The organism is Klebsiella sp. DY2415 (assembly GCF_026314315.1).
Taxonomy (GTDB): Bacteria; Pseudomonadota; Gammaproteobacteria; order Enterobacterales; family Enterobacteriaceae; genus Klebsiella; species Klebsiella ornithinolytica.
Genome location: NZ_CP111115.1, coordinates 3,844,002 through 3,868,893 on the forward strand (window position 1 = coordinate 3,844,002; position 24,892 = coordinate 3,868,893).

Consider the following 24,892-nt stretch of genomic DNA (forward strand, 5'->3'; position numbering starts at 1 on the left):
CACATCGTCGACATTACACCGTTAACGCCGTTTGCGACGCGTCTGTTTTGCTTTTGTTTTGACGATAACCTCTGGAACGGCAGGCTGTTCTATCGGAAAAACGGGCAATGCGTTCAGTAGACGCTTACCATAATTTTTGGTCAACAAACGCTTATCATAAATCACCACCTCGCCCCAGCAGCTGTGGCTGCGAATCAGGCGTCCGACCTGCTGAATCAGGTTAAAGGAGGCGCTTGGCAGACTCTGCACTTCAAACGGATAGCGGTTCAGGCTCTTCAGCCATTCGCCTTCGGTAATCACCACCGGACTGTCTATGGGTGGGAAGGCAATCTTATGAATATGTACCTGGCTGAGCAGCTCACCTTTGAGATCCAGCCCTTCGGCAAAGGACTGTAGCCCCACCAGCACGCTACGCTCCCCCCCTTCGACGCGCTTGCGGTGCAGTTCCACCAGCCGGTAGCGCGGCTTATCGCCCTGTACCAGCAAGAGCAGGCGCAGATCGGGGACATGTTCCAGGAAACGCTGCATCGCCCGCCCGCTGGCGAACAGCACCAGCATCCCGAGATGCTTTTTACTTTCAACCTGCTCGCGGAAATAAGCTGCCATTTCAGCAATATGCTGCTCTTCGTTATCGATCAGCGGTTCATAGCGCATCTGCGGAATAACGATTTTGCCCTGCTCAACATGGTTAAAAGGGGAATCCAGCGCCACAAAACGGTCGCCGGCCTTTTCTTTCAACCCGCTCATCTCCTGCAGGCGTGAAAAGCTGTTCAATGAGCGCAGAGTAGCGGAGGTGACAACAATATGCGGTACGCTGCGCCACAGCAGCCTTTCCAGCTGGTCGCTGACGCGAATGCCGACGCAGTGAAACCAGATATGCGTTTGACCGTCGCGCATATCGCGCGTCACCCATTTGGTGACCGGCGCGCCGGATGACTGCGCCAGCGACGCCAGCCGCCACAGCTTGCTCTGGCTTTCAAACATCCCCAGCGCACGGTTCATTTGCAGCAGAACCCGATGCAGGCGCACCACGTCGTGGCTACCGGTTTTTTCCCCGAGGTCGTTAAGAAAGAGTTCCGCCAGCCCGCGTAGCATCTCGGTCAGTTTCGCCAGACGCTGGCAGATATCCATCACCTCCTGCGGCAACTCGCCCATCGGGAAACGGTGCTCGGCTTCCTGCCCGGCCGGCATATAGAGATTAAGGATAGCGTTCAGCGAGGCGATCAGCTCATACAGCTCCTCACAGTGGCCGGTCAGGCGCTCGGGATTGGCCAGCGGCGGCGTGGTTTTCGGCCGAAACTGCTCCATACAGGTCGCCACCAGCTTACTGAACAGATCCAGCTGTAGCCGGTACCAGGGGGCGGTCATTTCCGCGCTCATTTCCAGCGCATCGCGAGCTACGTCCGGCAGATGATGGCCTTCATCGAGCACCAGCAGCAGGTTTTTCGGCTCCGGCAACACGGCTTCGCTCTCCATCGCCGCCATCACCAGCGCATGGTTCGCCACCACCACTTCCGCCTCCTGAATTTCTCGCCGGGCAACGAAGAACGGACATTCGCGATAGTAGTGGCAGTTGCGGTTGAGGCAGCTGGCTTTGTCGGTGCTCAGACGACTCCATAGCGCATCATCGACAGGTTTATCGGTGTGATCGCGCAGACCGTCCCAGCGGTAGCTGTCGAGATCGGTTTTCAGCGTCGCACACAGCTTCTGTTCAGCCTGATTATTCGGCGTGAGATCGTCATCGAGAAACGCCAGCAGGTCCTGCTGCGTCGGTTCGGTGCTGGCCAGCGCCGTAAGATTGCGTGGGCAAACGTAACGTCCGCGACCAAACGCGGCGGTAAAACGCAGATCGGGAATAATTTTGCGCAGCAGCGGCAGATCTTTGCTGTAAATCTGATCCTGTAGCGCAACGTTGGCGGTACTCACCACCAGGGTTTTCTGCTGCTCACGGGCGATAGCGATGCCGGGAATCAGATATGACAGCGTCTTGCCGACGCCGGTGGGTGCTTCAATAGCCAGGTGTCGGCCTTCTTCCCCGGCCAGCGTTTTTGCCACGTCGGCAATCATCTGCCGCTGTGGCGGACGGGGAATAAAATCCGGGATCTGTTCCTGAAGCGCCTTATACCAGGCGGCGATTTGCGCTTTTAGCGCAGCGGTCAAAGCCATGAGAAAACCTGAATACTGTATAAACAGCCACTATTGTGACACTTTTTACCTGGCAGGAGGAATTTCTTTCTGAGCAATGTGGAATGATGCTCGGGATTTGTCAATGCACCGACCGGGAATCACAGGGCACGCGAGGGAAGAACCCGGAGACAGCATGCGCGCTGCTTCCGGGTGTCGTTGCGTTATCCGGGTAAAACCTGTTGCCCGGATAGCGACGATCTGGCGGGAGGCGGTTACTCAGCTGCCGCTGGTTTACGCGGGCGACGACGGCGCTGTTGCTCGCCGGCCGGTTTCGCCTCGCCGATACGACGTGAAGGTTTTGCCCCGGCTTTCGGCGCTTCGCCATCGTTACGCCGCGGCGCAGACTGCTGGCTGCGACCCTGCCCCTGGGCGTTACGTCCTTGTCCCTGACCGCTGCGGCCCTGACTCTGGCCGCGACCGCCGCCACCGCTACGCTGCTGGCGACCGTTTTGAATCGGCTCCGCTCTGATAGACGGATCCGGCGCATAGCCATCAATAGCGATACGGGGAATCTCTTTTTTCAGCAGGCGTTCGATATCATGCAGCAGTTTATGCTCGTCCACGCAGACCAGCGACAGCGCTTCGCCGGTGGCGGCTGCGCGACCGGTACGGCCGATACGGTGAACGTAATCTTCCGGCACGTTAGGCAGCTCGTAGTTGACGACGTGCGGCAGCTCTTCGATATCCAGCCCACGCGCCGCGATATCCGTCGCCACCAGCACGCGAATACCACCGGATTTGAAGTCGGCTAATGCCCGGGTACGCGCCCCCTGGCTCTTGTTGCCATGAATAGCGGCGCTGCGGATGCCGTCTTTATTCAGCTGCTCGGCCAGGTGGTTGGCGCCATGTTTGGTGCGGGTAAAGACCAGCACCTGCTGCCAGTTACCTTCACCGATCATCTGCGACAGCAGTTCCCGCTTACGTTTCTTATCAACGAAATGGACGTGCTGCGTCACCTGCTCGGAAGCGGTATTACGGCGAGCCACTTCGATTTCCAGCGGGTTATGCAGCAGCTTTTCCGCCAGCGCCTTGATGTCGTCCGAGAAGGTCGCGGAGAACAGCAGGTTCTGGCGTTTCGCCGGGAGCTTCGCCAGCACGCGGCGAATATCATGAATAAAGCCCATATCCAGCATACGGTCGGCTTCATCAAGCACCAGGATTTCAACCTTGTCCAGGCTGACGGCATTCTGATGTTCAAGATCCAGCAGGCGCCCAGGGGTGGCCACCAGAACATCGACGCCGCTGCGCAGCTTCATCATCTGCGGGTTAATACTCACCCCGCCAAAAACCACCAGCGAGCGAATATTCAGGTATTTGCTGTAATCGCGAACGTTTTCACCGATCTGTGCCGCCAGTTCACGCGTTGGCGTGAGGATCAGCGCGCGCACCGGGCGACGGCCTTTAGCATGCGGCTCTTTCTGAATCAGATGCTGCAGGAGCGGCAGGGTAAAGCCCGCCGTTTTGCCGGTGCCGGTCTGGGCGCTGGCCATCAGATCGCGTCCCTGCAACACCGCAGGGATAGCCTGCTGCTGAATTGGGGTTGGCTCAAGGTAACCCTGCTCGGCGACAGCGCGCAGGATATCAGGGTTCAGGCCAAGGGAATCAAAAGACATAACAACTCCAAACCACCCCGGCCCGTAACAGGCGTAGTTTTCGGGGAGATTATTGCGAATAGAGATGGCAAAAACCACAATGCCATAAAGGGGCGCAGTCTAGCAGGTTTTGTGACGCAGCGCATAAATATCCCCTCGGGGCCGCTGCGCCGGATAATCCTCGTCACCCGCCGCTTGCAAAGAGTGATGCGAAATACGCAAAAGAGAGTATCCACTATTCTGGACAGTGACGCGAATTGGTCATACTCTTAATCAATCGATTGATTAATTTTTTATAGTGCGATGACGACGACTCCTGTGACAACCAAAGGTGAACAAGCCAAAAGCCAGCTCATTGCCGCAGCCATCGCCCAGTTCGGCGAATACGGCCTGCACGCAACCACCCGCGATATTGCCGCGCAGGCCGGGCAAAATATCGCGGCGATCCCCTACTATTTTGGTTCCAAGGACGATCTCTATCTCGCCTGCGCCCAGTGGATTGCCGATTTTATCAGCCATAATTTTCGTCCGCATGCCGAAGCGGCGGAAACGCTGCTGGCGACACCTTCGCCGGATAAGGCGGAGATTCGGGTACTGATTCTGCGCGCCTGTCAGAATATGATTTTGCTGCTGACCCAGGATGACACGGTCAATTTGAGCAAATTCATCTCCCGCGAGCAGCTTTCCCCTACCCCGGCCTACCAGCTCATCCACGGTCAGGTAATTGCGCCGCTCCATCGCTACCTGACCCGTTTGATCGCCGCATTTACCGGCCTTGATGCCGATGACACGGCAATGATTCTGCACACCCACGCGCTGCTGGGAGAGATTCTCGCCTTCCGCCTTGGGCGGGAAACCATTTTGCTGCGCACCGGATGGACGCAGTTCGACGAAGAAAAAACTGAGCAAATTTATCAGGTTATCGCCTGCCATATTGATTTCGTTCTGCAAGGGTTATCGCAAAGGAGCCTGGGATCATGAAAAAACCCGTCATCATCGTTCTGTTCATACTGCTGCTGATTGCCGCATTCGGCGGCGGCTGGTGGTGGTATCAAAGCAGCCAGCAAAGGGAGCTGACCCTGTATGGCAACGTCGATATTCGCACCGTGAACATGAGCTTCCGCGTCGGCGGACGACTGGCCTCACTGAACGTTGATGAGGGCGATAAGATTCAGGCCGGGCAAATACTAGGCCAGCTGGATCGCGCCCCGTATGAGAACGCCTTACAACAGGCCCAGGCGAATGTCTCCACGGCTCAGGCGCAGTATGACCTGATGATGGCCGGCTACCGGGCGGAAGAGATAGCCCAGGCCGCCGCCGCCGTCAAACAGGCGCAGGCCGCGTACGATTACGCGCAGAACTTTTACCAGCGTCAGCTGGGGCTGCGTCAGAACAGCGCCATCTCGGTTAACGATTTGGAAAACGCGCGCTCCTCCCGCGACCAGGCTCAGGCGACGCTGAAGTCCGCGCAGGACAAGTTGCGCCAGTATCGCGCCGGCAACCGCCCGCAGGAAATCGCCCAGGCCAAAGCCAGCCTTGAACAGGCGCAGGCGGCCCTGGCGCAGGCTAAACTCGACCTGCACGATACCACGCTGATCGCCCCGTCCGACGGCACGCTGATGACCCGCGCCGTCGAACCGGGCAGCATGCTCAGCGCCGGCGGCACGGTTATGACGCTGTCGCTGACTCACCCGGTATGGGTCCGCGCCTACATTGATGAAAAAAATCTCGGCCAGGCGGTACCCGGACGCGAAGTGCTGCTCTATACCGATAGTCGCCCGAATCAACCCTGGCACGGCAAGATTGGCTTTGTGTCGCCGAGCGCCGAATTCACGCCGAAGACCGTAGAGACGCCAGATTTACGGACTGACCTCGTCTATCGCCTGCGTATTGTCGTCACCGATGCGGATGATTCGCTGCGCCAGGGGATGCCGGTAACCGTCACCTTCAGCAGCGGGAACGGACATGAGTGAGGACGTTATCACGCTCAACGGGCTCACCCGCCGCTTCGCCGGTATGGATCGGCCCGCCGTTGCGCCGCTCAACTGCACCATCCGCGCCGGCTATGTCACCGGTCTGGTCGGCCCTGACGGCGCCGGGAAAACCACCTTGATGCGCATGCTCGCCGGGCTACTGAAGGCCGATGACGGCACCGCCAGGGTGATCGGTTTCGACCCGATTACCGACGATAGCGCGCTGCACGCGGTGCTCGGCTATATGCCGCAAAAATTCGGCCTATACGAAGACCTGACGGTCATGGAAAACCTTACGCTGTATGCCGACCTGCGCAGCGTTACCGGCGAGACGCGCAGGAAAACCTTCGCTCGTCTGCTGGAATTTACCTCCCTCGGCCCCTTTACCGAACGCCTGGCGGGGAAACTTTCCGGTGGGATGAAGCAGAAACTGGGCCTCGCCTGCACCCTGGTGGGCGAGCCAAAAGTCCTGCTGCTCGATGAGCCGGGGGTCGGGGTTGACCCTATATCCCGCCGTGAACTGTGGCAAATGGTGCACGAACTGGCCGGCGACGGGATGCTGATCCTCTGGAGCACCTCCTACCTTGATGAAGCCGAACAGTGCCGCGACGTCCTGCTGATGAATGAAGGCCAGCTGCTTTATCAGGGCGAGCCGAAAGCATTGACCCAAACCATGGCCGGCCGCAGTTTCCTCGTCTCCAGCCGCGAGGAAAATAACCGTCGCCTCCTGCAACGAGCGCTGAAGCTGCCGCAGATCAGCGATGGCGTCATTCAGGGGAAATCGGTACGCCTGATCCTGAAAAAAGAGGCCACCATTGCGGAGGTGCAGCGCAGCGCTAACATGCCGACGCTGGAGATTGCCGAAACCGCACCGCGCTTTGAAGATGCATTCATCGATCTGCTGGGCGGCGCCGCGACCGCGGAATCGCCGCTGGGCGAAATTATCCACCGCGTAGAGGGCACGGCCGACGAGACGGTGATTGAAGCGCAGAGTCTGACCAAAAAATTCGGCGACTTCGCCGCCACCGACCACGTAGATTTCCGCGTCAAACGCGGGGAAATTTTCGGCCTGCTTGGCCCCAACGGCGCCGGTAAATCCACCACCTTTAAAATGATGTGCGGCCTGCTGGTGCCGACCTCCGGCAAGGCGCTGGTTCTGGGAATGGACCTGAAAGTCAGTTCCGGGAAAGCACGCCAGCATCTCGGCTACATGGCGCAGAAGTTTTCGCTGTACGGCAACCTGACCGTTGAACAAAACCTGCGCTTCTTCTCGGGCGTTTATGGCCTGCGTGGTCGGGTCCAGAACGAGAAAATCGCCCGGATGAGCGATGCTTTTGGTCTGAAAAGCATCGCCAGCCATGCGGCCGATGAGCTGCCGCTGGGGTACAAACAGCGTCTGGCGCTGGCCTGCTCGCTGATGCATGAACCCGATATTCTGTTTCTCGATGAGCCGACATCCGGCGTCGACCCGATTACCCGCCGCGAGTTCTGGCTGCATATTAATAGCATGGTGGATAAAGGGGTGACGGTGATGGTGACGACCCACTTTATGGATGAGGCGGAATATTGCGATCGTATTGGTCTGGTGTATCACGGCAAGCTGATCGCCAGCGGTACGCCGGATGCGCTCAAAGCGCTGGCGGCAAATGATCAACAGCCCGATCCGACGATGGAGCAGGCCTTTATCACCCTGATTCACGACTGGGATAAGGAGAATGCCGGTGAGCGCTAAAATTCTCTCATGGCGTCGCGTGCGCGCCCTGTGCGTCAAAGAGACGCGGCAGATCGTCCGCGACCCCAGCAGCTGGCTGATTGCGGTGGTCATTCCGCTGCTGCTGCTGTTTATCTTCGGCTACGGGATCAATCTCGACTCCAGCAAGCTCAAAGTCGGCGTACTGCTGGAGCAACAAAGCGAAGAGGCGCTGGATTTCGTCCACGCCATGACCGGCTCACCCTATATTGACGCCACCGTCAGCGACAATCGCCAGCAGCTGATTGAGATGATGCAGGCCGGGCGCATTCGTGGGCTGGTGGTCATCCCGGTGGATTTCGACCAGAAGATGGCGCGCCCCGGCGATGATGCTCCCATCCAGCTGATTACCGACGGTAGCGAACCCAATACCGCCAACTTTGCCCAGGGCTACGTAGAGGGCATCTGGCAAATCTGGCAGCAGCAGCGCGCGGAAGATCGCGGGGAAACCTTCGAACCGCTGATTGATGTACAGATGCGCTACTGGTTTAACCCCGCGGCCATCAGCCAGCACTTTATTATTCCCGGCGCCATTACCATCATTATGACGGTGGTCGGCGCGATTCTGACCTCGCTGGTGGTGGCCCGCGAATGGGAGCGCGGGACCATGGAGGCGCTGCTGTCGACGGAAATCACCCGTGCGGAGCTGCTGCTGTGTAAGCTGATTCCCTACTATTTCCTCGGCATGCTGGCGATGCTGCTGTGCATGCTGGTGGCGGTGTTCATCCTCGGCGTGCCGTTTCGCGGTTCGCTGGTGGTTCTGTTCTTGATAACCAGCCTGTTTTTGCTCAGCACCCTCGGGATGGGGCTGCTCATTTCGACCATCACCCGCAATCAGTTTAACGCCGCGCAGGTCGCTCTGAACGCCGCCTTTCTGCCCTCCATTATGCTCTCCGGGTTTATTTTCCAGATCGACAGTATGCCGGCGGTGATCCGCGCGGTGACCTACGTCATCCCGGCGCGCTATTTCGTCAGCACGCTGCAAAGCCTGTTTCTCGCCGGTAATATTCCGGTGGTGCTGCTGGTGAACACGCTGTTTTTAATTGCCTCGGCGGTGATGTTTATCGGCCTGACCTGGCTGAAAACCAAACGTCGGTTGGATTAAGCCTGGCGCTCGTATTTTGCCCGGTGGCGCTATGCTTACCGCGCCTGCGGACCCTGTTGGTCGGGTAAGCGCCGCGCCACCTGACATGAGGAAAGTACTATGTTTCATCGCTTATGGACCTTGATTCGTAAAGAGCTGCAATCGCTGCTGCGCGAACCGCAAACGCGCGCCATTTTGATTATGCCGGTTCTGATTCAGGTGCTGCTGTTTCCCTTCGCCGCAACGCTGGAAGTGACCAACGCGACCATCGCCATCTACAACGAAGACAATGGCCGTCACGCGGTAGAACTGACCCAGCGTTTCGCCCGGGCTAAGGCCTTCACCCATGTGATGCTCCTCAAGAGCCCGCAGGAGATCCGCCCGACGATTGATGAACAAAAAGCGCTGTTGCTGATCCGCTTCCCGGCGGACTTCTCGCGCAATCTCGACACCAACCAGCCCGCGCCGCTCCAGCTCTTACTGGACGGACGCAACTCGAACAGCGCGCAAATCGCCGCCAACTACCTCCAGCAGATCGTCAAAAACTATCAGCAGGAGCTGCTGGAAGGGAAAGCGAAGCCGAACAACAGCGAGCTGATCGTGCGCAACTGGTATAACCCGAATCTCGATTACAAGTGGTTTGTGGTTCCATCGCTGATCGCGATGATCACCACCATCGGGGTGATGATCGTCACCTCTCTCTCGGTGGCCCGCGAGCGGGAGCAAGGCACGCTCGATCAGCTGCTGGTTTCGCCGCTGGCCACCTGGCAAATTTTCGTCGGCAAAGCGGTCCCGGCGCTGATTGTCGCCACGCTGCAGGCGAGCATCGTGCTGGCTATTGGCATCTGGGCGTATCAAATCCCCTTCGCCGGTTCGCTGCTGCTGTTTTACTTTACGATGGTCATTTACGGTCTGTCGCTGGTGGGATTTGGTCTGCTGATTTCGTCTTTATGCTCAACCCAGCAGCAGGCTTTCATCGGCGTTTTCGTCTTTATGATGCCGGCGATCCTGCTCTCCGGCTACGTCTCGCCGGTTGAGAATATGCCGCAGTGGCTGCAGGACGTGACATGGATAAACCCGATTCGTCACTTTACTGACATCACCAAGCAGATTTATTTGAAGGATGCGAGTCTGGAGATTGTTTGGGGAAGTTTGTGGCCGCTACTGGTCATAGCGGCCACAACGGGTTCAGCGGCATATGCGATGTTCCGCAGAAAGATCGCCTGATCCCCGTCATCGTTCAGGCTGCCTCGGCGTTGGCTTCCTTACTCACCCCGGTCACATAGCTATCTATGCTCCCGGGGATTCGTCGCGTCGCCGCCTTGATGCAGTCCGAACGCTTTAGGGGATCCTTGCTATCGTTCAGCCTGCCTCGGCGTTGACTTCCTTACTCACCCCGGTCACATAGCTATCTATGCTCCCGGGGATTCGTCGCGTCGCCGCCTTGATGCAGTCCGAACGCTTTAGGGGATCCTTGCTATCGTTCAGCCTGCCTCGGCGTTGACCTGATTACCCTGTCCGTCCTGGGCCTCGCCCCGTCGGCCCGTTCGCACAGCTATCTGTGCTTCTGGGGATTGGCAGCGTTACCGCCTTGCTGCAACCCGAAGGCTTTCGGGTAACGGTTCTTGTCTTTCGCCAGCAGTGACACCACTGCCGGACCCGCCAGAATCGCCACCCCGGCGACGGCCAGCAGCAGATTGTTATGCAGCACGCGTGACAGCAGCCACAGCACGATAACCGCTACGCCAAAATACCAGGTGGTGGTGAGTTCCTCAAGGAAATCACCGACATCGCGCCAGCGTGCTTCGTGGTGACGCTGTAAAAACAGCATCGACAGTAACGTAACGCCGTACAGTACGCACAGCCCTAATCCGACGCGAACCAGCGCGCCACTCATCCAACCCATCACCAGTACTGCCACGACCAGTAGATGCAACATAATCTGCCAGCAACTGAGGCCAGTTGCGACGCGTACACGTTGTTGCCACTTCATGGCTTCTCTCCTGAAGGATCTTTATCTGTAACTCAGAGTACCGCACTTTACGGAAAATTCCGGAACACCGCATCTTTTTGTGACACCTACTACACTATTTCATTCAGGAAAGTGACATTGACCGGGGAAATATGTCTGAGCAAACGTGCAGATTTTCGTTAAACGTGCTGACAATTAACATCCATAAAGGCTTTACGACGTTTAATCGACGCTTCATGTTGCCGGCACTGCGCGACGCCATTCGCAGCGTCAGCGCCGACATCGTCTGTCTGCAGGAGGTCACCGGGGCGCATGAGATTCATTCGCTGCAGATCGAAAACTGGCCGGACCGCAGCCATTATGAGTTTCTTGCCGATACCCTGTGGAGCGAATACGCCTATGGACGCAACGCAGTCTACCCGGAAGGCCATCACGGCAACGCCGTACTCTCTCGCTTTCCTATTGAATATAATGAAAATATCGATATCTCCGTTGGCAACAGCGAAAAGCGCGGTCTGCTCTACTGCCGAATCGTTCCGCCGCAAAGCGCGGCGCTACATCTGATTTGTGTGCACCTCGGCCTGAGCGCGCGGCAGCGATCGGCCCAGCTGGCGATGCTCGCCAGGCGGGTCAACGACCTGCCCGCCCAGCAGCCGGTGGTGGTGGCCGGCGATTTTAATGACTGGCGCCAGCAGGCCAACCGGGTGCTAAAGGCGCAGGCCGGGCTGGAGGAGATCTTTACCCGCGCCCATGGCCGCCCGGCGAGAACCTTTCCTGCGCGTCTTCCGCTCCTGCGCCTTGATCGGATCTACGTGAAAAATGCGCATGCCAGCCACCCAACGGCGTTGCCACTTCGACCCTGGCGTCACCTCTCTGATCATGCCCCGCTGAGCGTGGAGATTCATCTATGAAATGCAGCTGGCAGGAAGGAAACCGCATCCAGCTCCTGGAGAACGGCGATAACTACTATCCGGCGCTGTTTGCCGCCATCGCCCGCGCGCAGCGGAAAGTGATCCTCGAAACGTTTATCTGGTTTGAAGATGACGTGGGCTGGCAGCTGCACGCCGTGCTGTTAAAAGCCGCACGCCGCGGGATACGGGTCGAAGTGCTGCTCGACGGCTACGGTTCCCCCGACCTGAGTGAGCGTTTCGTGAATGAGCTGAGTGCCGCCGGCGTGATTTTTCGCTACTACGATCCGCGCCCGCGTCTGTTCGGCATGCGAACCAATCTGTTTCGCCGCATGCACCGCAAAATTGTGGTGATCGATGAGACGACGGCCTTCGTCGGGGGCATCAATTACTCCGCCGAGCACATGACCGACTATGGCCCGGAGGCAAAACAGGATTATGCCGTTCAGGTGGAGGGGCCGGTGGTGCAGGATATCCTGCAGTTTGAGCTGGAAAATCTCCCGGCCAGCGAAGAGACGCGCCGCTGGTGGCTCAGGCGTCGCCACCAGCCGGCGATCAACCGCAACCCCGGGGAGGCGCAGGCGCTGTTTGTCTGGCGGGATAATCAAGAACATCGCGATGATATTGAACGCCATTATCTCAAGATGCTGGCTAACGCCCGCCGGGAAGTGATCATTGCCAACGCCTACTTTTTCCCTGGCTACCGGCTGCTGCATGCGATGCGTAACGCCGCCCGCCGCGGCGTGCGGGTTAAGCTGATCGTGCAGGGCGAGCCGGATATTCCTATCGTTAAAGTCGGCGCCCGCCTGCTGTATCGCTATCTGGTCAACGGCGGCGTACAGATTTTTGAGTATCGCCGCCGGCCGCTGCACGGCAAAGTTGCTCTCGCCGACGACCATTGGGCCACCGTCGGATCGAGCAATCTTGACCCGCTGAGCCTGTCATTAAATCTGGAAGCTAACCTGATTATCCACGATCGCCAGTTTAATCAGACCTTGCGCGATAACCTTAACGGACTGATCGCCGAGGACTGTAAGCAAGTGGACAAGTCGATGCTGCCAAAGCGCAGCTGGTGGAATGTGGGTACCAGCGTGCTGGCCTTCCACTTTCTCCGTCACTTCCCGGCGTGGATAGGCTGGCTGCCTGCCCATACGCCGCATCTGGCGCGGGTCCGCCCGCCGGTGCAGCCAGAAATTGAAACTCAGGATCGGCTGGATGCGACGAATCAGGAGGTGAAACCCTGATGGCAAAATCACACCCTCGCAGGCGGATGGCGAAAAAGATCTTTACCGTCATTTTCTTCCTCGCCGTAACGGCCCTGCTGGTGGTTTATGCGCAAAAAGTGGACTGGCCGGCGGTGTGGAAGGTGATTCGCCACTATGATCGCACCGCCCTGCTCGGCGCGGTGGGGCTGACGATAGCGAGCTACCTGATTTATGGCTGCTACGATCTGCTGGGGCGCGCATGGTGCGGACATAAACTGGCTAAACGGCAGGTGATGCTGGTGTCGTTTATCTGCTACGCCTTTAATCTGACCCTCAGCACCTGGGTTGGCGGTATCGGTATGCGCTACCGCCTCTATTCGCGCCTCGGTTTGAGCGGCGGGACCATTACCCGTATTTTCTCATTGAGCATCACCACCAACTGGCTGGGGTTTATTCTGCTGGGCGGCGTGATTTTCACCGCAAATCTGGTGGCGCTACCGGCGCACTGGTATATCAGTCAGGACACGCTGCGGCTCATCGGGGGCGGACTGCTGGCGATGAGCGCGCTTTATCTGTGGGCCTGCGCCTTTGCCCGTCGGCGCCATCTGACGATTAAAGGCCAACGGCTGGTGCTGCCTTCATGGCGGTTCGCTCTGCTGCAGATGGCGCTTTCGGTGGCAAACTGGATGGTGATGGGCGCGATTATCTGGCTGCTGATGGCGCAGCAGGTCGATTATTTCCTCGTCCTGGGCGTGCTGCTGGTCAGCAGTATTGCCGGCGTCATTGTGCATATTCCAGCCGGGATCGGCGTGCTGGAAGCCGTTTTTATCGCCATGCTTTCCGCCGATTCGATTAGCCGCGGGGCGATTATTGCCGCCCTGCTGGCCTGGCGCGCGCTGTATTACTTTTTGCCGCTGCTTATCGCCACCGTCGGCTATCTGCTGCTGGAGAGTCGGGCGAAAACATTACGCGAAAGGAATCAGCGTAAGCTGGCGGACGGATAGGTGAGATGGCGGGGATAATCGGCGCTCCCCGGGCCAGGTGCAGTCCGGGGAGCAAGGCGTTAACGACGGTTGCCGAAAATACGCAGCAGCATCAGGAACAGGTTGATAAAGTCCAGATACAGCGTCAGCGCGCCAAGAATGGAGTACTTACGCAGCGTGGAGGTGTCTCGCGTATCGATCTGCTCGCCGATGTTTTTCAGTTTCTGCGTGTCATAAGCGGTCAGGCCGACGAACACGATCACCCCGATATAGGTAATCGCCCACATCAGCGCTTCACTCTTCAGCCAGAAGTTGACCAGCGAAGCCAGGACAATACCAATTAAGGCCATAAACAGCATGTTGCCGAAACCGCTGAGATCGCGCTTAGTGGTATAGCCATAAAGGCTCATTATCCCAAACATCCCGCCGCTGACCACAAAGGTACTGGCAATCGACGAATAGGTATAGACGAGGAAGATGCTGGATAGCGTCAGTCCGGTCAGCGCCGAATAGAGCATAAACAGCGTGGTCGCCATCCCTGCGCTCAGGCGCTGCACCATCCCGGAAAGCACGAATACCAGCGCCAGCTGGGCGATAATCAAACCAAAAAAGGTTATTTTGCTGGAAAAGACGAACATCATGACCGCCGGCGTATTGGCGGCAAACCAGGCAATGAATGCCGTCAACAGCAGCCCGACCGTCATCCAGCCGTAAACCTGGGCCATATAGGTTTGCAGGCCGCTGCGTGCCTGAATAATGGAATCTGAACGAGGGAATCTGTCCATGACTGTCTCCTGATTAACACGTTTTCTCTTACTAAGCGTACCACACTACCAGCGCTCTGCCGCCTGGCGATCGCTATCGCGTGCATCCACCCAACGTTCGCCTTCCGGTGTCGCTTCCCGCTTCCAGAACGGTGCGCGGGTTTTCAGGTAATCCATAATGAACTCCCCGGCGGCAAAAGCGCTGCTGCGGTGCGCGCTGGTCACGCCAACGAATACAATCTCTTCGCCTGGCCACATTTCGCCGATGCGGTGAATCACCGTCACCCGGCCGAGCGGCCAGCGTTCCCGCGCCAGCTCAACGATTTCCGCCAGCGATTTTTCCGTCATTCCCGGGTAGTGTTCGAGGGTCAGCGCCTTCACGCTATCCCCGAGATTATGATTACGTACTTTTCCGGTAAAAGTGACCACCGCGCCGTCTTCATCGCGCTCGGCCAACCACGGATATTCGTCGCCGACGCAAAAACGATCGTGGCTGACGATAATACGAGTCTGCGTCATTTAACCTCCCGTAACCGGCGGAAAGAACGCCACTTCGTCGCCGGCCACCAGCGGATGGTCAAAGGGGGCCAGCGTCTGGTTTACCGCCGCCAGCAGCTTGCCCTCTTCCAGCGCCAGCGCCCAACGTTCGCTGCGGCCGGCGAGCTGACGCCGTACGGTTTCGACCGTCGACTGCGCATCGACCTCAAGGGTCAGGGATTCAGTGCCAACCAGTTCGCGCACCTGGGCAAAAAACAGAACCTTAATCATGAGTCTCGTCCGCCTTGAAATCCCCGGATTTACCGCCGCTTTTCGCCAGCAGACGCAGCGGACCAATCACCATATCTTTTTGCACCGCTTTGCACATATCGTAAATCGTCAGCGCCGCCACGGAAGCAGCGGTCAGCGCTTCCATCTCCACGCCGGTTTTGCCGGTCAGACGGCACAGCGACTCGATGCGCACCCGGTTGTGTTCCGGCTGGGCCTGCAAATTGACCTCGACTTTACTTAGCATCAGCGGATGACACAGCGGGATCAGCTCCCAGGTGCGTTTTGCCGCCTGGATACCGGCAATGCGGGCGGTGGCGAAGACATCGCCTTTATGGTGGCTGCCGTCGATGATCATCGCCAGCGTCTCCGGCCGCATTTCAACATAGGCTTCAGCCCGGGCTTCGCGTACCGTCTCGGCCTTGGCAGAAACGTCTACCATGTGCGCCTCGCCGGCGGCGTTAATATGGGTGAGTTGTGACATCGTTTATTTCTTAAGATGAGAGATAAAGTTACATGGGCGCGTACGGGCATCCAGCTGCGGAGCAATGATATTTTCCCACGCGGTGCGGCAGGCTTTGGTTGAGCCCGGCATGGCAAAAATCAGCGTGCGATTCGCCATGCCGGCAATGGCGCGGGATTGCAGCGTCGATGTGCCGATTTCTTCGAAGGAAAGCATGCGGAAAACTTCACCAAACCCTTCGACTTCACGGTCAAACAGCGGTCGCAGCGCCTCCGGCGCCTGATCCCCGTCGGTAAACCCGGTTCCACCGGTGATGAGCACCACCTGCACATCATCGCTGGCTATCCACGCCGAGACCCGGGCGCGGATGTCATAGCGGTTCTCTTTAACAATCGCCTTATCGACAATACGGTGGCCCGCCTCCTGCGCCGCGTCACGCAGCCAGTGGCCGGAGGTATCATCCTCTTCGCCACGTCGGCTGGAAACGGTGAGAATAGCAATACGGGTCGGGTTAAACTCAGCGCTGGCCTGACTCATCTGTTCGCTCCTTTAGAATGAATTATCCGCCAATATACGACAGGTTTTGCGTAATACCGGTGTTGCCCTGATGCAGGAAATGGGTTTGCTTTTTATGGGTTAATGCTTCGGAGATGCGCGCTTCCAGCGCCGCCTGCTGCTGGTCCTCGACAAGCAGGTCGCGCAGATCCACGCCGCCGTCGCCGAACAGACACAGATGCAGCTTGCCTACGGAGGAGACGCGGAGACGGTTGCAGCTGGCGCAGAAATCTTTCTCGTACGGCATGATTAAGCCAATTTCCCCGGCGTAATCCGGGTGACAAAAGACCTGGGCCGGGCCGTCGCTGCGTTGGCTGATTTGGTGAATCCAGCCGCGACGCAGCAGCTCATCGCGCAGCACCATGCCGGAAATATGGTGACGTCGGAACAGGTCGCTGCCCTCGCCGGTCTCCATCAGCTCGATGAAGCGCAGCTGAATGCGTCGGGGTTGGATCCACGCGAGGAAGGTGTCGAGCTGATGATGGTTCACATCGCGCATCAGCACGGTATTGACCTTGACCTTCTCAAAACCGGCGGCAAAGGCGGCATCAATGCCGTCCATGACCTGGTGAAATTTATCCTGCCCGGTAATGGCATGAAACTGGCGCGCGTCGAGGCTGTCAACGCTGACGTTAATCGCCGTCAGTCCGGCATCACGCCACCGGCTGACGTCGCGCGCCAGACGATAGCCATTGGTGGTGACCGCAATCTGGCGAATCGCGCTGTTTTCACGTACGGCGGCGATGATATCGGCAAAGTCGCGGCGCAAAGAGGGTTCGCCGCCGGTCAGCCGCACCTTCTCGGTGCCGAGCGCAGAGAAAGCGCGCGTGACGCGACGTACTTCATCAACGCTGAGAAAGCCTTTGTTGGTGACCGCGCCGGGTTTGTAACCATCCGGCAGGCAGTAGGTGCAACGAAAGTTACACACATCGGTAATTGACAGGCGCAAGTAATAAAACTTACGCGCAAATGCATCGGTAAGCTGTGAAGCCATATACACCTTTCCAAGTACGGGAGACGCGGTCATTTCTTCCCACGCCCTGGTGACAAGCGAGGCTGTCACGGCCAAAGCACCATATCTTGCGACACAGGCACAGAGGCTAGAGTGTTAACTGGTTTATGCCGATAGTAGCGCGGAAACGGCAGTTTCGCCATTCTCACTTTCGTTATATAATTATGTATATATCGACACGATCGTGCATTTTCGATACAGAATAGCTAAAAACCAGGCTTTTGCATTGATATCGGTCATTTTGTCAGGATCCGGGCATCGTCTTTTAGGGGTAGATCGGTTACTGTGAGCCCGTTTAATTGAGATAAGGAATGTGTATGCGCACTCGTACGTTCGCCGATCTGGATCGCGTCGTGGCACTTGGCGGAGGGCACGGTCTGGGCCGGGTGATGTCATCACTCTCATCGCTCGGATCACGTCTTACCGGGATCGTCACGACTACCGATAACGGCGGCTCCACGGGGCGGATTCGCCGTTCCGAAGGCGGCATTGCCTGGGGCGATATGCGCAACTGTCTTAACCAGCTGATCGCTGAACCCAGCATTGCTTCGGCGATGTTTGAGTACCGTTTCTCCGGTAATGGCGAACTTTCCGGGCATAACCTCGGAAATCTGATGTTAAAGGCCCTGGATCACCTGAGCGTGCGGCCTTTAGAGGCGATCAATTTAATCAGAAATCTGCTAAAAGTGGACGCATTCCTGATCCCGATGTCGGAACAACCGGTAGATCTGATGGCCATTGACCATGAAGGCCATGAAGTCTACGGCGAAGTCAATATCGACCAGCTGCCCCGCGTGCCGAAGGAACTGATGCTCTCCCCGCCGGTGCCGGCGACCCGCGAAGCGGTAGAGGCTATCGCAGAAGCCGATTTAATCCTGATTGGCCCCGGAAGTTTCTATACCAGCCTGCTGCCGATTCTGCTGCTCGATGAGATGGCGCAGGCGCTGCGCCGAACGCCGGCGACAATGGTTTTTATCGACAATCTCGGCAAAGAACACAGCCCGGCGGCGAATCTGACGCTGGCGGACAGGGTCGGGATTATGGAGCACTATATTGGCAAGCGGGTGATCGATGCCATCGTTGTTGGGCCGAAAACCGATACGACCGGTCTGGAAAACCGGGCGATCGTGCAGACGCCGCTGGATGCCGCGGATGTTCCCTATCGCCACGACCGGGTGCTGTTACGTAACGCGCTGGAAAAAGCGATCCAGACCTTAGGTTAGCCCGCTGGAGGCGAGAAGGCGCGGGTAACGACGCGCCAGACCTTTATATTAAAATATTAAGGTTGTCTTAAAATAAAGGTGGCACCATGGCAACTATCTTAGTCCCAGGATTGTTGCTATGTCGTTATTCACTTTACGTCGGCCGGTCATGAGCCGTACGGTTTATCTGATTATTTTTGCCCTCTATGTCGGGCTGCTGCTCAATCTCGCGTTCTATCGTCAGGTGTTCACTCTGCTGCCGGTAAACAGCCTGCACAACTGGCTGGTGTTCCTCAGCATGCCGGTGGTTGCCTTCAGCGTGATGAATATTCTCACCACGCTCGCCTCTTTCCTCAAGCTCGACCGCCTCGTTATTAGCCTGTTTATTCTGCTGAGCGCCTCGGCCCAGTATTTTATCTGGACCTTCGGCGTCGTCATTGACCGCGCCATGATTACCAACATTCTGGATACCACGCCGGCGGAAAGCTTCGCCCTGATGTCCGGTAAGATGGTGCTGACGCTGGGACTGTCCGGTGTTCTGATGGTCGCCCTCGCCTGGTGGATAAAAATCAGTAAAGCCAAAACAGTGTGGCGCAGCATCGCGGTACGTCTGCTGAATATCCTCGTATCGGCCCTGCTGATCGTTCTGGTCGCTGCGCTGTTTTATAAAGATTACGCCTCGGTCTTTCGCAACAATAAAGAGCTGGTGAAATCCCTGAGTCCCTCCAATAGCATCGTTGCCATCAACTCGTGGTATGCGCACAACAAGATGGACAACCTGCCGCTGGTAAACATTGGCGAAGATGCCGTGCAAAAACCCGAAATGCACAGCGGCCCGCGCAAAAACCTGACCATTCTGGTGCTGGGAGAGACGTCGCGCGCGCAGAATTTCTCACTGGGCGGCTACGAACGCGAGACCAACCCGCGACTCAAACAAGACGATGTCATCTACTTTGCGAATACCACCTCCTGCGGCACGGCGACCGCGGTGTCGGTACCCTGCATGTTCTCCAATATGCCGCGGGCGCATTACGATGAAGAGCTGGCCCACCATCAGGAAGGCGTTCTCGACATCCTGCAACGCGCCGGCATTCGGGTGCTGTGGAACGACAACGACGGCGGCTGTAAGGGCGCCTGCGATCGCGTCCCGCATCAGAACGTGACCGACCTGAACCTGACCGGCCAGTGCATCGATGGCGAATGTTACGATGAAGTGTTGTTCCATAATCTGGAGAGCTACATCGATAATCTGCAGCAGGACGGGATTATCGTGCTGCACACCATCGGTAGCCACGGTCCGACGTATTACAATCGCTACCCTGCTGAATTCAAAAAATTCACCCCAACCTGCGATACCAACGAAATCCAGAGCTGCACCCAGCAGCAGCTGACGAATACCTACGATAATACAATTCTGTATATCGACTATATAGTTGATAAAGCGATAAAATTATTGCAGTCAAAGCAGGATAAATTCACCACCAGCCTCGTTTACCTCTCCGATCACGGTGAGTCGCTGGGGGAAAATGGCGTCTATTTACACGGCCTGCCGTGGTCAATCGCCCCGGAAACGCAAAAACATGTGCCGATGCTGCTCTGGTTGTCCGAGGATTACCAACAGCGCTATGGCGTTTCCAGCCAGTGTCTGCAACAAAGAGCTAAAACAGACCCTTATTCTCAGGATAATCTGTTTTCTACCCTGCTCGGACTCCTTGGGGTCGATACCCACGAGTACCAGGCAACCGATGATATTTTAACGCCGTGCAGAAGCGAGACCGCCAGATGAAAATCTTAGTCATTGAAGACGACGCACTCCTGTTACAAGGCCTGATCCTGGCAATGCAAAGCGAGGGATACGTCTGTGATGGCGTCGCCACTGCTCACGAGGCCGCCCTGTCCCTCGCCAGCAACCATTACAGCCTGATCGTACTCGATCTCGGCCTGCCGGATGAAGATGGCCTGCACTTCCTGATGCGCATGCGTCGGGAAAAATTCAGCCAGCCGGTGCTGATCCTGACCGCCCGCGATACCGTTGAAGATCGCATCAGCGGTCTCGACACCGGCGCAGATGACTATCTGGTGAAACCTTTCGCCCTGGAAGAGCTGAACGCCCGCATCCGCGCGCTGCTCCGCCGCCATAATAACCAGGGCGACAACGAAATGGCCGTGGGCAACCTGCGGCTGAACATGACTCGTCGCCTGGTGTGGCTGGGCGGCGAGGCGCTGGACCTGACGCCGAAAGAGTACGCCCTGCTCTCTCGCCTGATGATGAAAGCGGGCAGCCCGGTACACCGTGAAATTCTCTACAACGATATCTACAGCTGGGACAATGAACCCGCCACCAATACGCTGGAGGTTCATATCCATAACCTGCGCGAAAAAGTGGGTAAAGCCCGTATTCGTACCGTCAGGGGGTTTGGCTATATGCTGGTGAACAATTCAGGAACGGAATAACGCCATGGCACTGTTCGCAAGTGAAACCTGGACCATGCGTCACCGTCTGCTGCTGACGATCGGCACTATTCTGGTGGTCTGTCAGCTGATCAGCGTTTTCTGGTTATGGCACGAAAGCAAAGAGCAGATTCAGCTGCTGGTGGCGAGCGCCATCGAAGGGCATAACAACCAAAAGCACGTTGAACACGAAGTGCGCGAGGCGGTCGCGAGTCTGTTAATACCCAGCCTGCTGATCGTCGGTCTGGCGCTGTATATCAGTCTGGTGGCGGTGAGAAAAATCACCCGACCGCTGTCGAATCTGCAAACTGAGCTGGAGAGCCGTACGCCGGATAACCTGCAGCCGATTACGCTGACGGAGTCGGTTCCGGAAGTGACGGCGGTGACGACAGCGATTAACCAGCTGGTTTCTCGCCTTAACTTAACCCTCGATCGCGAACGTCTGTTCACCGCTGACGTCGCGCACGAGCTGCGTACCCCGCTGGCGGGACTGCGTCTGCATCTCGAACTGATGGCGAAAGTACACCACGTGGAGGTGGGTCAGCTGATCCAGCGTCTGGATCAGATGACCAACAGCATCTCACAGCTGCTGCAGCTGGCGCGCGTCGGGCAGTCATTTTCCGCCGGGAGCTACCAGCGCGTGCTGCTGAAAGAGGATGTGGTCGAACCGATTCGCGGTGAGCTGGAGAGCATGCTGGAACAGCGCCAGCAGACGCTGGCGCTCGCCCTCCCCGAGGGGGATGATGCCAAAGATGTTGTTGTCTCCGGTGATGCCACGCTGCTGCGCGTTGTGCTGCGCAATCTGGTGGAGAATGCGCATCGCTATAGCCCGGCAGGGTCGAAGATAAAAATCGCCATACAGGCCGGTACAACGCCGGTTATGGCCGTGGAAGATGAAGGTCCGGGGATTGATGAAGCGAAAAGCGGCGAGCTGAGTAAAGCATTTGTCCGTATGGACAGCCGCTACGGGGGAATTGGCCTGGGATTAAGTATTGTGACGCGCATCGTTCAGCTGCACGATGCCCAGTTTTTCTTACATAACCGCCAGCCTGGCCCCGGCGTTCGAGGCTGGATTCAGTTTCCTAAGCCTTCGCGTTAGAACGTCAGCACCCACTGATGGACAAAAGCGACAACCACAACAAACGCACAGGTAAGGGCCAGAGACTCACGGAAGGTTAATTTTTGCATGACACTATCCTCATCAGAATGGGGATAGTGTCGCCTGGCAAGATTAAGCAGACATTAAGCCAGCCAGAAAACGCCGCGGAATAGCAAAAAATCGGCGTCCCGTCACACTGCCTGGCTCCACGCGCAGCGCATCGCGTCCTGCGGGATCAGGACGCCGCAATAAACAGCTCGCGGAGCTGATGCAGCTGGTCACGAATTTGCGCGGCTTCTTCGAACTCCAGATTCTGCGCATGTTGCATCATCTGCCCTTCCAGCTCGTGAATTCTCTGCTGCAGCGCTTTTGGCGTCAGCAGCACCTCAGGCGTATCCGCCTCAACCGGCGAACGTGATTTTCCGCGGCCCTTGGCTTTCGTCTTCGCCAGATTGCTGCCCAGTTGCAGAATATCGACCACTTTTTTATTCAGCCCCTGCGGGGTGATATCGTGCTCTTCGTTATAGCGCTGCTGCTTCTCACGGCGACGCTCGGTCTCGCTGATGGCTTTGGCCATCGAAGCGGTAATTTTATCGCCATACAGAATCGCTTTACCGTTGATATTACGCGCGGCGCGACCGATGGTCTGAATCAGCGAGCGTTCCGAACGCAGGAAGCCCTCTTTATCGGCATCCAGAATTGCCACCAGCGACACTTCCGGCATATCCAGCCCCTCACGCAGCAGGTTGATACCCACCAGAACATCGAACTCGCCCAGCCGCAGGTCGCGGATGATCTCCATACGCTCCACGGTATCGATATCGGAGTGCAGGTAGCGCACGCGTTCGCCGTGCTCTTCGAGATACTCCGTTAAATCTTCCGCCATCCGTTTGGTCAAAGTGGTGACCAGCACGCGCTCGTTGATGGCGACGCGGATGCGAATCTCCGACAGCAGGTCATCGACCTGAGTCGCCACCGGCCGCACTTCAATCAGCGGGTCAAGCAGCCCGGTCGGACGTACCACCTGATCGACCACCTCATCGCCAGATTTATCCAGCTCATAAGGCCCCGGCGTCGCCGAGACGTAAATGGTCTGCGGCGCCAGCGCCTCAAACTCTTCGAACTTCAGCGGACGGTTATCCAGCGCCGACGGCAGACGGAAGCCGTACTCCACCAGCGTCTCTTTGCGCGCCCGATCGCCGCGGTACATGCCGCCGATTTGCGGAATAGTGACGTGGGATTCGTCAATCACCAGCAAACCGTCTGCCGGCAGGTAATCAAACAGCGTCGGCGGCGGTTCGCCCGGCCCGCGCCCGGAAAGATAGCGCGAGTAGTTTTCGATGCCCGAGCAGTAGCCCAGCTCGTTCATCATTTCGAGGTCGAACTGGGTACGCTGGCTCAGGCGCTGCTCTTCCAGCAGCTTGTTGTTTTCCAGCAGCACTTTACGCCGCTCCGCCAGCTCGACTTTTATCTCTTCCATCGCCTGAACGATTCGCTCGCGTGGCGTCACGTAGTGCGTTTTCGGGTAGATGGTATAGCGTGGAATCGTCGATTCCACCTGACCGGTGAGCGGATCGAACAGCGACAGCCGCTCAACCTCTTCATCGAACAGCTCGATACGCAGCGCAATATCGTCGGATTCCGCCGGGAAGACGTCGATCACTTCGCCGCGCACGCGGAAGGTGCCGCGCTGGAAGGCCTGATCGTTACGGGTATACTGCAGCTCCGCCAGGCGGCGCAAAATCGCCCGCTGGTCGATCAGCATGCCAGTGGTCAGGTGCAGCATCATCTTCAGGTAGAGATCCGGGTCGCCCAGACCGTAGATAGCCGATACCGAAGCCACCACCACCACATCGCGCCGCTCAAGCAGCGCTTTGGTCGCCGACAGACGCATCTGCTCGATATGCTCGTTCACCGACGCGTCTTTCTCGATGAAGGTGTCCGAGCTCGGCACGTAGGCTTCAGGCTGATAGTAATCGTAGTAGGAGACGAAATATTCCACCGCATTGTCCGGGAAGAACTCTTTCATTTCGCCGTACAGCTGCGCCGCCAGGGTCTTATTCGGCGCCAGCACCATCGTCGGACGCTGAAGATCGGCGATAACGTTAGCAATGGTGAACGTCTTGCCCGACCCGGTCACCCCCAGCAGCGTTTGGTGCGCCAGGCCATCTTCCAGCCCCTCTTCCAGGCGGCGGATAGCCTCCGGCTGGTCGCCAGAAGGACGGAATGCGGAATGCAGCGTGAACGTTTTACTCATATGTCTGGCCCTGAAGAAGGATGAAGCGCCTGGTGATATACGGCAGGTGTTTAATTCTACCCTTCACGCTCACTTTTGCCAATAAATAATACTGGATATAAAAACAGTATTCTATTATTGTTTGTGCCTGAAATCGCCCGCGCGCGCGTCGTTTTGGGGTAAAAAAAGACCATCCTGCAGAATAATCCGCCAGAGAGTAGGGTTATCCCCAAAAAAATTTATCATTTAACATTTGTCAAGCAAGGTGGTGAATCTTTTGTGGCATCAGGTGACACTTTCCTTACAGCCATTGCTTTTATTCAACTAATTGATATTTAATGATATTAAACAAAAGATGGGTTTCGCGCCAATTCAGCCGCAGGCCGCGTAATCTCTAGCTTACCGCAAGTTCTCTAACTCTAATACACAAGGTTATCCACAGGAATAGTGGATAAGTGTCTGCAGGCCATGCCTTCTGCCACCCCGCAGAAATCGACCGCCGGTGAAAATCGACCGCCTAAAAAAAATTATCGAATTATTTTTGATATTTATCAGCTAAGGGTGCCTGCTTTTTTGTTGCTTTCTGCACCATTTTTCATACCCCTTAGCACCGGGAGAGTGCAACCGCCTCGCTGACTCGCCTTCGCCTCGCCCCGCGGCAGCTGCCCGTACGGGAAAAAACCGAAACATC

General features: G+C 57.2%; 22 protein-coding genes and 1 riboswitch. Of the genes, 12 read left to right on the forward strand and 10 right to left on the reverse strand.

Annotation, left to right across the window (positions count from 1 at the left end):
* Window positions 1-21: 21 nt before the first annotated feature.
* Both dinG and rhlE read right to left on the reverse strand, forming a co-directional pair.
* Complete coding sequence (gene dinG, locus OQV00_RS18320; protein WP_004859791.1) at window positions 22-2,166, reverse strand: ATP-dependent DNA helicase DinG; 2,145 nt, start codon at window positions 2,164-2,166, stop codon at window positions 22-24.
* 233 nt (window positions 2,167-2,399) lie between these two features.
* Window positions 2,400-3,800, reverse strand: coding sequence for an ATP-dependent RNA helicase RhlE (gene rhlE, locus OQV00_RS18325; protein ID WP_015584846.1), 1,401 nt, complete (start codon window positions 3,798-3,800; stop codon window positions 2,400-2,402).
* Window positions 3,801-4,082: 282 nt separating this feature from the next.
* Between rhlE and cecR the strand changes: the two genes are divergently transcribed.
* From cecR to OQV00_RS18350, 5 genes are all read left to right on the forward strand, one after another.
* Window positions 4,083-4,760 carry a transcriptional regulator CecR gene (cecR, locus tag OQV00_RS18330; RefSeq protein WP_004859787.1) on the forward strand — a complete coding sequence of 226 codons (678 nt, stop codon included), beginning with the start codon at window positions 4,083-4,085 and terminating at the stop codon, window positions 4,758-4,760.
* Window positions 4,757-5,752, forward strand: coding sequence for a secretion protein HlyD (gene hlyD / locus OQV00_RS18335; RefSeq protein ID WP_004859785.1), 996 nt, complete (start codon window positions 4,757-4,759; stop codon window positions 5,750-5,752). The genes cecR and hlyD overlap by 4 nt, the downstream gene beginning before the upstream one ends.
* Complete coding sequence (locus OQV00_RS18340; protein WP_004859783.1) at window positions 5,745-7,484, forward strand: ATP-binding cassette domain-containing protein; 1,740 nt, start codon at window positions 5,745-5,747, stop codon at window positions 7,482-7,484. The genes hlyD and OQV00_RS18340 overlap by 8 nt, the downstream gene beginning before the upstream one ends.
* Entirely contained in the window at window positions 7,474-8,607 is a 1,134-nt protein-coding gene (locus OQV00_RS18345) for an ABC transporter permease (RefSeq protein WP_004859782.1), read from the forward strand. Before OQV00_RS18340 ends, OQV00_RS18345 begins: the two co-directional genes overlap by 11 nt.
* A 99-nt stretch (window positions 8,608-8,706) precedes the next feature.
* On the forward strand, window positions 8,707-9,813 hold the full coding sequence (locus tag OQV00_RS18350; RefSeq protein WP_004859781.1) for an ABC transporter permease: 1,107 nt from the start codon (window positions 8,707-8,709) through the stop codon (window positions 9,811-9,813).
* 328 nt (window positions 9,814-10,141) lie between these two features.
* Here the strand turns inward: OQV00_RS18350 and OQV00_RS18355 are convergent, their stop codons facing one another.
* Window positions 10,142-10,579: a YbhQ family protein gene (locus tag OQV00_RS18355; RefSeq protein ID WP_015584848.1), complete on the reverse strand. Its 438-nt coding sequence runs from the start codon at window positions 10,577-10,579 to the stop codon at window positions 10,142-10,144.
* Between the two features lie 131 nt (window positions 10,580-10,710).
* Between OQV00_RS18355 and OQV00_RS18360 the strand changes: the two genes are divergently transcribed.
* Genes OQV00_RS18360 through OQV00_RS18370 form a run of 3 tightly spaced genes read left to right on the forward strand, consistent with a single transcriptional unit; the run spans window position 10,711 to window position 13,675 of the window.
* Window positions 10,711-11,469 carry an endonuclease/exonuclease/phosphatase family protein gene (locus tag OQV00_RS18360; protein ID WP_004859779.1) on the forward strand — a complete coding sequence of 253 codons (759 nt, stop codon included), beginning with the start codon at window positions 10,711-10,713 and terminating at the stop codon, window positions 11,467-11,469.
* Entirely contained in the window at window positions 11,466-12,710 is a 1,245-nt protein-coding gene (gene clsB / locus OQV00_RS18365) for a cardiolipin synthase ClsB (protein ID WP_004859778.1), read from the forward strand. Before OQV00_RS18360 ends, clsB begins: the two co-directional genes overlap by 4 nt.
* Entirely contained in the window at window positions 12,710-13,675 is a 966-nt protein-coding gene (locus tag OQV00_RS18370) for a lysylphosphatidylglycerol synthase domain-containing protein (RefSeq protein ID WP_266279200.1), read from the forward strand. The genes clsB and OQV00_RS18370 overlap by 1 nt, the downstream gene beginning before the upstream one ends.
* Before the next feature lie 59 nt (window positions 13,676-13,734).
* On the opposite strand, the gene OQV00_RS18375 is transcribed toward OQV00_RS18370, so the two are convergent.
* From OQV00_RS18375 to moaA, 6 genes are all read right to left on the reverse strand, one after another.
* Window positions 13,735-14,439, reverse strand: coding sequence for a Bax inhibitor-1/YccA family protein (locus OQV00_RS18375; RefSeq protein WP_004859776.1), 705 nt, complete (start codon window positions 14,437-14,439; stop codon window positions 13,735-13,737).
* Window positions 14,440-14,484: 45 nt separating this feature from the next.
* A complete protein-coding gene (moaE, locus tag OQV00_RS18380) occupies window positions 14,485-14,937 on the reverse strand; it encodes a molybdopterin synthase catalytic subunit MoaE (protein ID WP_004859775.1) in 453 nt (150 codons plus the stop codon).
* The gene (gene moaD, locus OQV00_RS18385) at window positions 14,938-15,186 is read right to left on the reverse strand and encodes a molybdopterin synthase sulfur carrier subunit (protein WP_044348188.1); all 249 of its coding nucleotides are present in this window, start codon (window positions 15,184-15,186) and stop codon (window positions 14,938-14,940) included.
* Complete coding sequence (gene moaC, locus OQV00_RS18390) at window positions 15,179-15,667, reverse strand: cyclic pyranopterin monophosphate synthase MoaC (protein ID WP_015584850.1); 489 nt, start codon at window positions 15,665-15,667, stop codon at window positions 15,179-15,181. Before moaC ends, moaD begins: the two co-directional genes overlap by 8 nt.
* Before the next feature lie 3 nt (window positions 15,668-15,670).
* A complete protein-coding gene (moaB, locus tag OQV00_RS18395) occupies window positions 15,671-16,183 on the reverse strand; it encodes a molybdenum cofactor biosynthesis protein B (protein WP_004859772.1) in 513 nt (170 codons plus the stop codon).
* 22 nt (window positions 16,184-16,205) lie between these two features.
* On the reverse strand, window positions 16,206-17,195 hold the full coding sequence (moaA, locus tag OQV00_RS18400; protein ID WP_004859771.1) for a GTP 3',8-cyclase MoaA: 990 nt from the start codon (window positions 17,193-17,195) through the stop codon (window positions 16,206-16,208).
* A riboswitch (molybdenum cofactor riboswitch) is annotated at window positions 17,183-17,321 on the reverse strand. (Overlaps the previous gene by 13 nt.)
* Before the next feature lie 209 nt (window positions 17,322-17,530).
* Between moaA and yvcK the strand changes: the two genes are divergently transcribed.
* From yvcK to pmrB, 4 genes are all read left to right on the forward strand, one after another.
* Window positions 17,531-18,436 carry a uridine diphosphate-N-acetylglucosamine-binding protein YvcK gene (gene yvcK / locus OQV00_RS18405; RefSeq protein WP_004859770.1) on the forward strand — a complete coding sequence of 302 codons (906 nt, stop codon included), beginning with the start codon at window positions 17,531-17,533 and terminating at the stop codon, window positions 18,434-18,436.
* 118 nt (window positions 18,437-18,554) lie between these two features.
* Window positions 18,555-20,201, forward strand: a complete 1,647-nt coding sequence (eptA, locus tag OQV00_RS18410; protein WP_015584851.1) for a phosphoethanolamine transferase EptA — start codon at window positions 18,555-18,557, stop codon at window positions 20,199-20,201.
* Entirely contained in the window at window positions 20,198-20,869 is a 672-nt protein-coding gene (gene pmrA / locus OQV00_RS18415; RefSeq protein WP_004859768.1) for a two-component system response regulator PmrA, read from the forward strand. The genes eptA and pmrA overlap by 4 nt, the downstream gene beginning before the upstream one ends.
* A gap of 4 nt (window positions 20,870-20,873) precedes the next feature.
* Complete coding sequence (gene pmrB / locus OQV00_RS18420) at window positions 20,874-21,965, forward strand: two-component system sensor histidine kinase PmrB (RefSeq protein ID WP_004859767.1); 1,092 nt, start codon at window positions 20,874-20,876, stop codon at window positions 21,963-21,965.
* Between the two features lie 235 nt (window positions 21,966-22,200).
* Here pmrB and uvrB read toward each other — a convergent pair whose 3' ends face one another.
* Window positions 22,201-24,222, reverse strand: coding sequence for an excinuclease ABC subunit UvrB (gene uvrB / locus OQV00_RS18425; protein WP_143722715.1), 2,022 nt, complete (start codon window positions 24,220-24,222; stop codon window positions 22,201-22,203).
* Window positions 24,223-24,892: the final 670 nt, after the last annotated feature.

What these genes read in the sequence shown, in the direction of transcription:
- dinG (WP_004859791.1), bottom strand. Translation starts at nt 2,166, where the DNA reads ATGGCTTTGACCGCTGCGCTAAAAGCGCAAATCGCCGCCTGGTATAAG.
- rhlE (WP_015584846.1), bottom strand. Translation starts at nt 3,800, where the DNA reads ATGTCTTTTGATTCCCTTGGCCTGAACCCTGATATCCTGCGCGCTGTC.
- cecR (WP_004859787.1), top strand. Translation starts at nt 4,083, where the DNA reads ATGACGACGACTCCTGTGACAACCAAAGGTGAACAAGCCAAAAGCCAG.
- hlyD (WP_004859785.1), top strand. Translation starts at nt 4,757, where the DNA reads ATGAAAAAACCCGTCATCATCGTTCTGTTCATACTGCTGCTGATTGCC.
- OQV00_RS18340 (WP_004859783.1), top strand. Translation starts at nt 5,745, where the DNA reads ATGAGTGAGGACGTTATCACGCTCAACGGGCTCACCCGCCGCTTCGCC.
- OQV00_RS18350 (WP_004859781.1), top strand. Translation starts at nt 8,707, where the DNA reads ATGTTTCATCGCTTATGGACCTTGATTCGTAAAGAGCTGCAATCGCTG.
- OQV00_RS18355 (WP_015584848.1), bottom strand. Translation starts at nt 10,579, where the DNA reads ATGAAGTGGCAACAACGTGTACGCGTCGCAACTGGCCTCAGTTGCTGG.
- OQV00_RS18360 (WP_004859779.1), top strand. Translation starts at nt 10,711, where the DNA reads ATGTCTGAGCAAACGTGCAGATTTTCGTTAAACGTGCTGACAATTAAC.
- clsB (WP_004859778.1), top strand. Translation starts at nt 11,466, where the DNA reads ATGAAATGCAGCTGGCAGGAAGGAAACCGCATCCAGCTCCTGGAGAAC.
- OQV00_RS18370 (WP_266279200.1), top strand. Translation starts at nt 12,710, where the DNA reads ATGGCAAAATCACACCCTCGCAGGCGGATGGCGAAAAAGATCTTTACC.
- OQV00_RS18375 (WP_004859776.1), bottom strand. Translation starts at nt 14,439, where the DNA reads ATGGACAGATTCCCTCGTTCAGATTCCATTATTCAGGCACGCAGCGGC.
- moaE (WP_004859775.1), bottom strand. Translation starts at nt 14,937, where the DNA reads ATGACGCAGACTCGTATTATCGTCAGCCACGATCGTTTTTGCGTCGGC.
- moaD (WP_044348188.1), bottom strand. Translation starts at nt 15,186, where the DNA reads ATGATTAAGGTTCTGTTTTTTGCCCAGGTGCGCGAACTGGTTGGCACT.
- moaC (WP_015584850.1), bottom strand. Translation starts at nt 15,667, where the DNA reads ATGTCACAACTCACCCATATTAACGCCGCCGGCGAGGCGCACATGGTA.
- moaB (WP_004859772.1), bottom strand. Translation starts at nt 16,183, where the DNA reads ATGAGTCAGGCCAGCGCTGAGTTTAACCCGACCCGTATTGCTATTCTC.
- moaA (WP_004859771.1), bottom strand. Translation starts at nt 17,195, where the DNA reads ATGGCTTCACAGCTTACCGATGCATTTGCGCGTAAGTTTTATTACTTG.
- yvcK (WP_004859770.1), top strand. Translation starts at nt 17,531, where the DNA reads ATGCGCACTCGTACGTTCGCCGATCTGGATCGCGTCGTGGCACTTGGC.
- eptA (WP_015584851.1), top strand. Translation starts at nt 18,555, where the DNA reads ATGTCGTTATTCACTTTACGTCGGCCGGTCATGAGCCGTACGGTTTAT.
- pmrA (WP_004859768.1), top strand. Translation starts at nt 20,198, where the DNA reads ATGAAAATCTTAGTCATTGAAGACGACGCACTCCTGTTACAAGGCCTG.
- pmrB (WP_004859767.1), top strand. Translation starts at nt 20,874, where the DNA reads ATGGCACTGTTCGCAAGTGAAACCTGGACCATGCGTCACCGTCTGCTG.
- uvrB (WP_143722715.1), bottom strand. Translation starts at nt 24,222, where the DNA reads ATGAGTAAAACGTTCACGCTGCATTCCGCATTCCGTCCTTCTGGCGAC.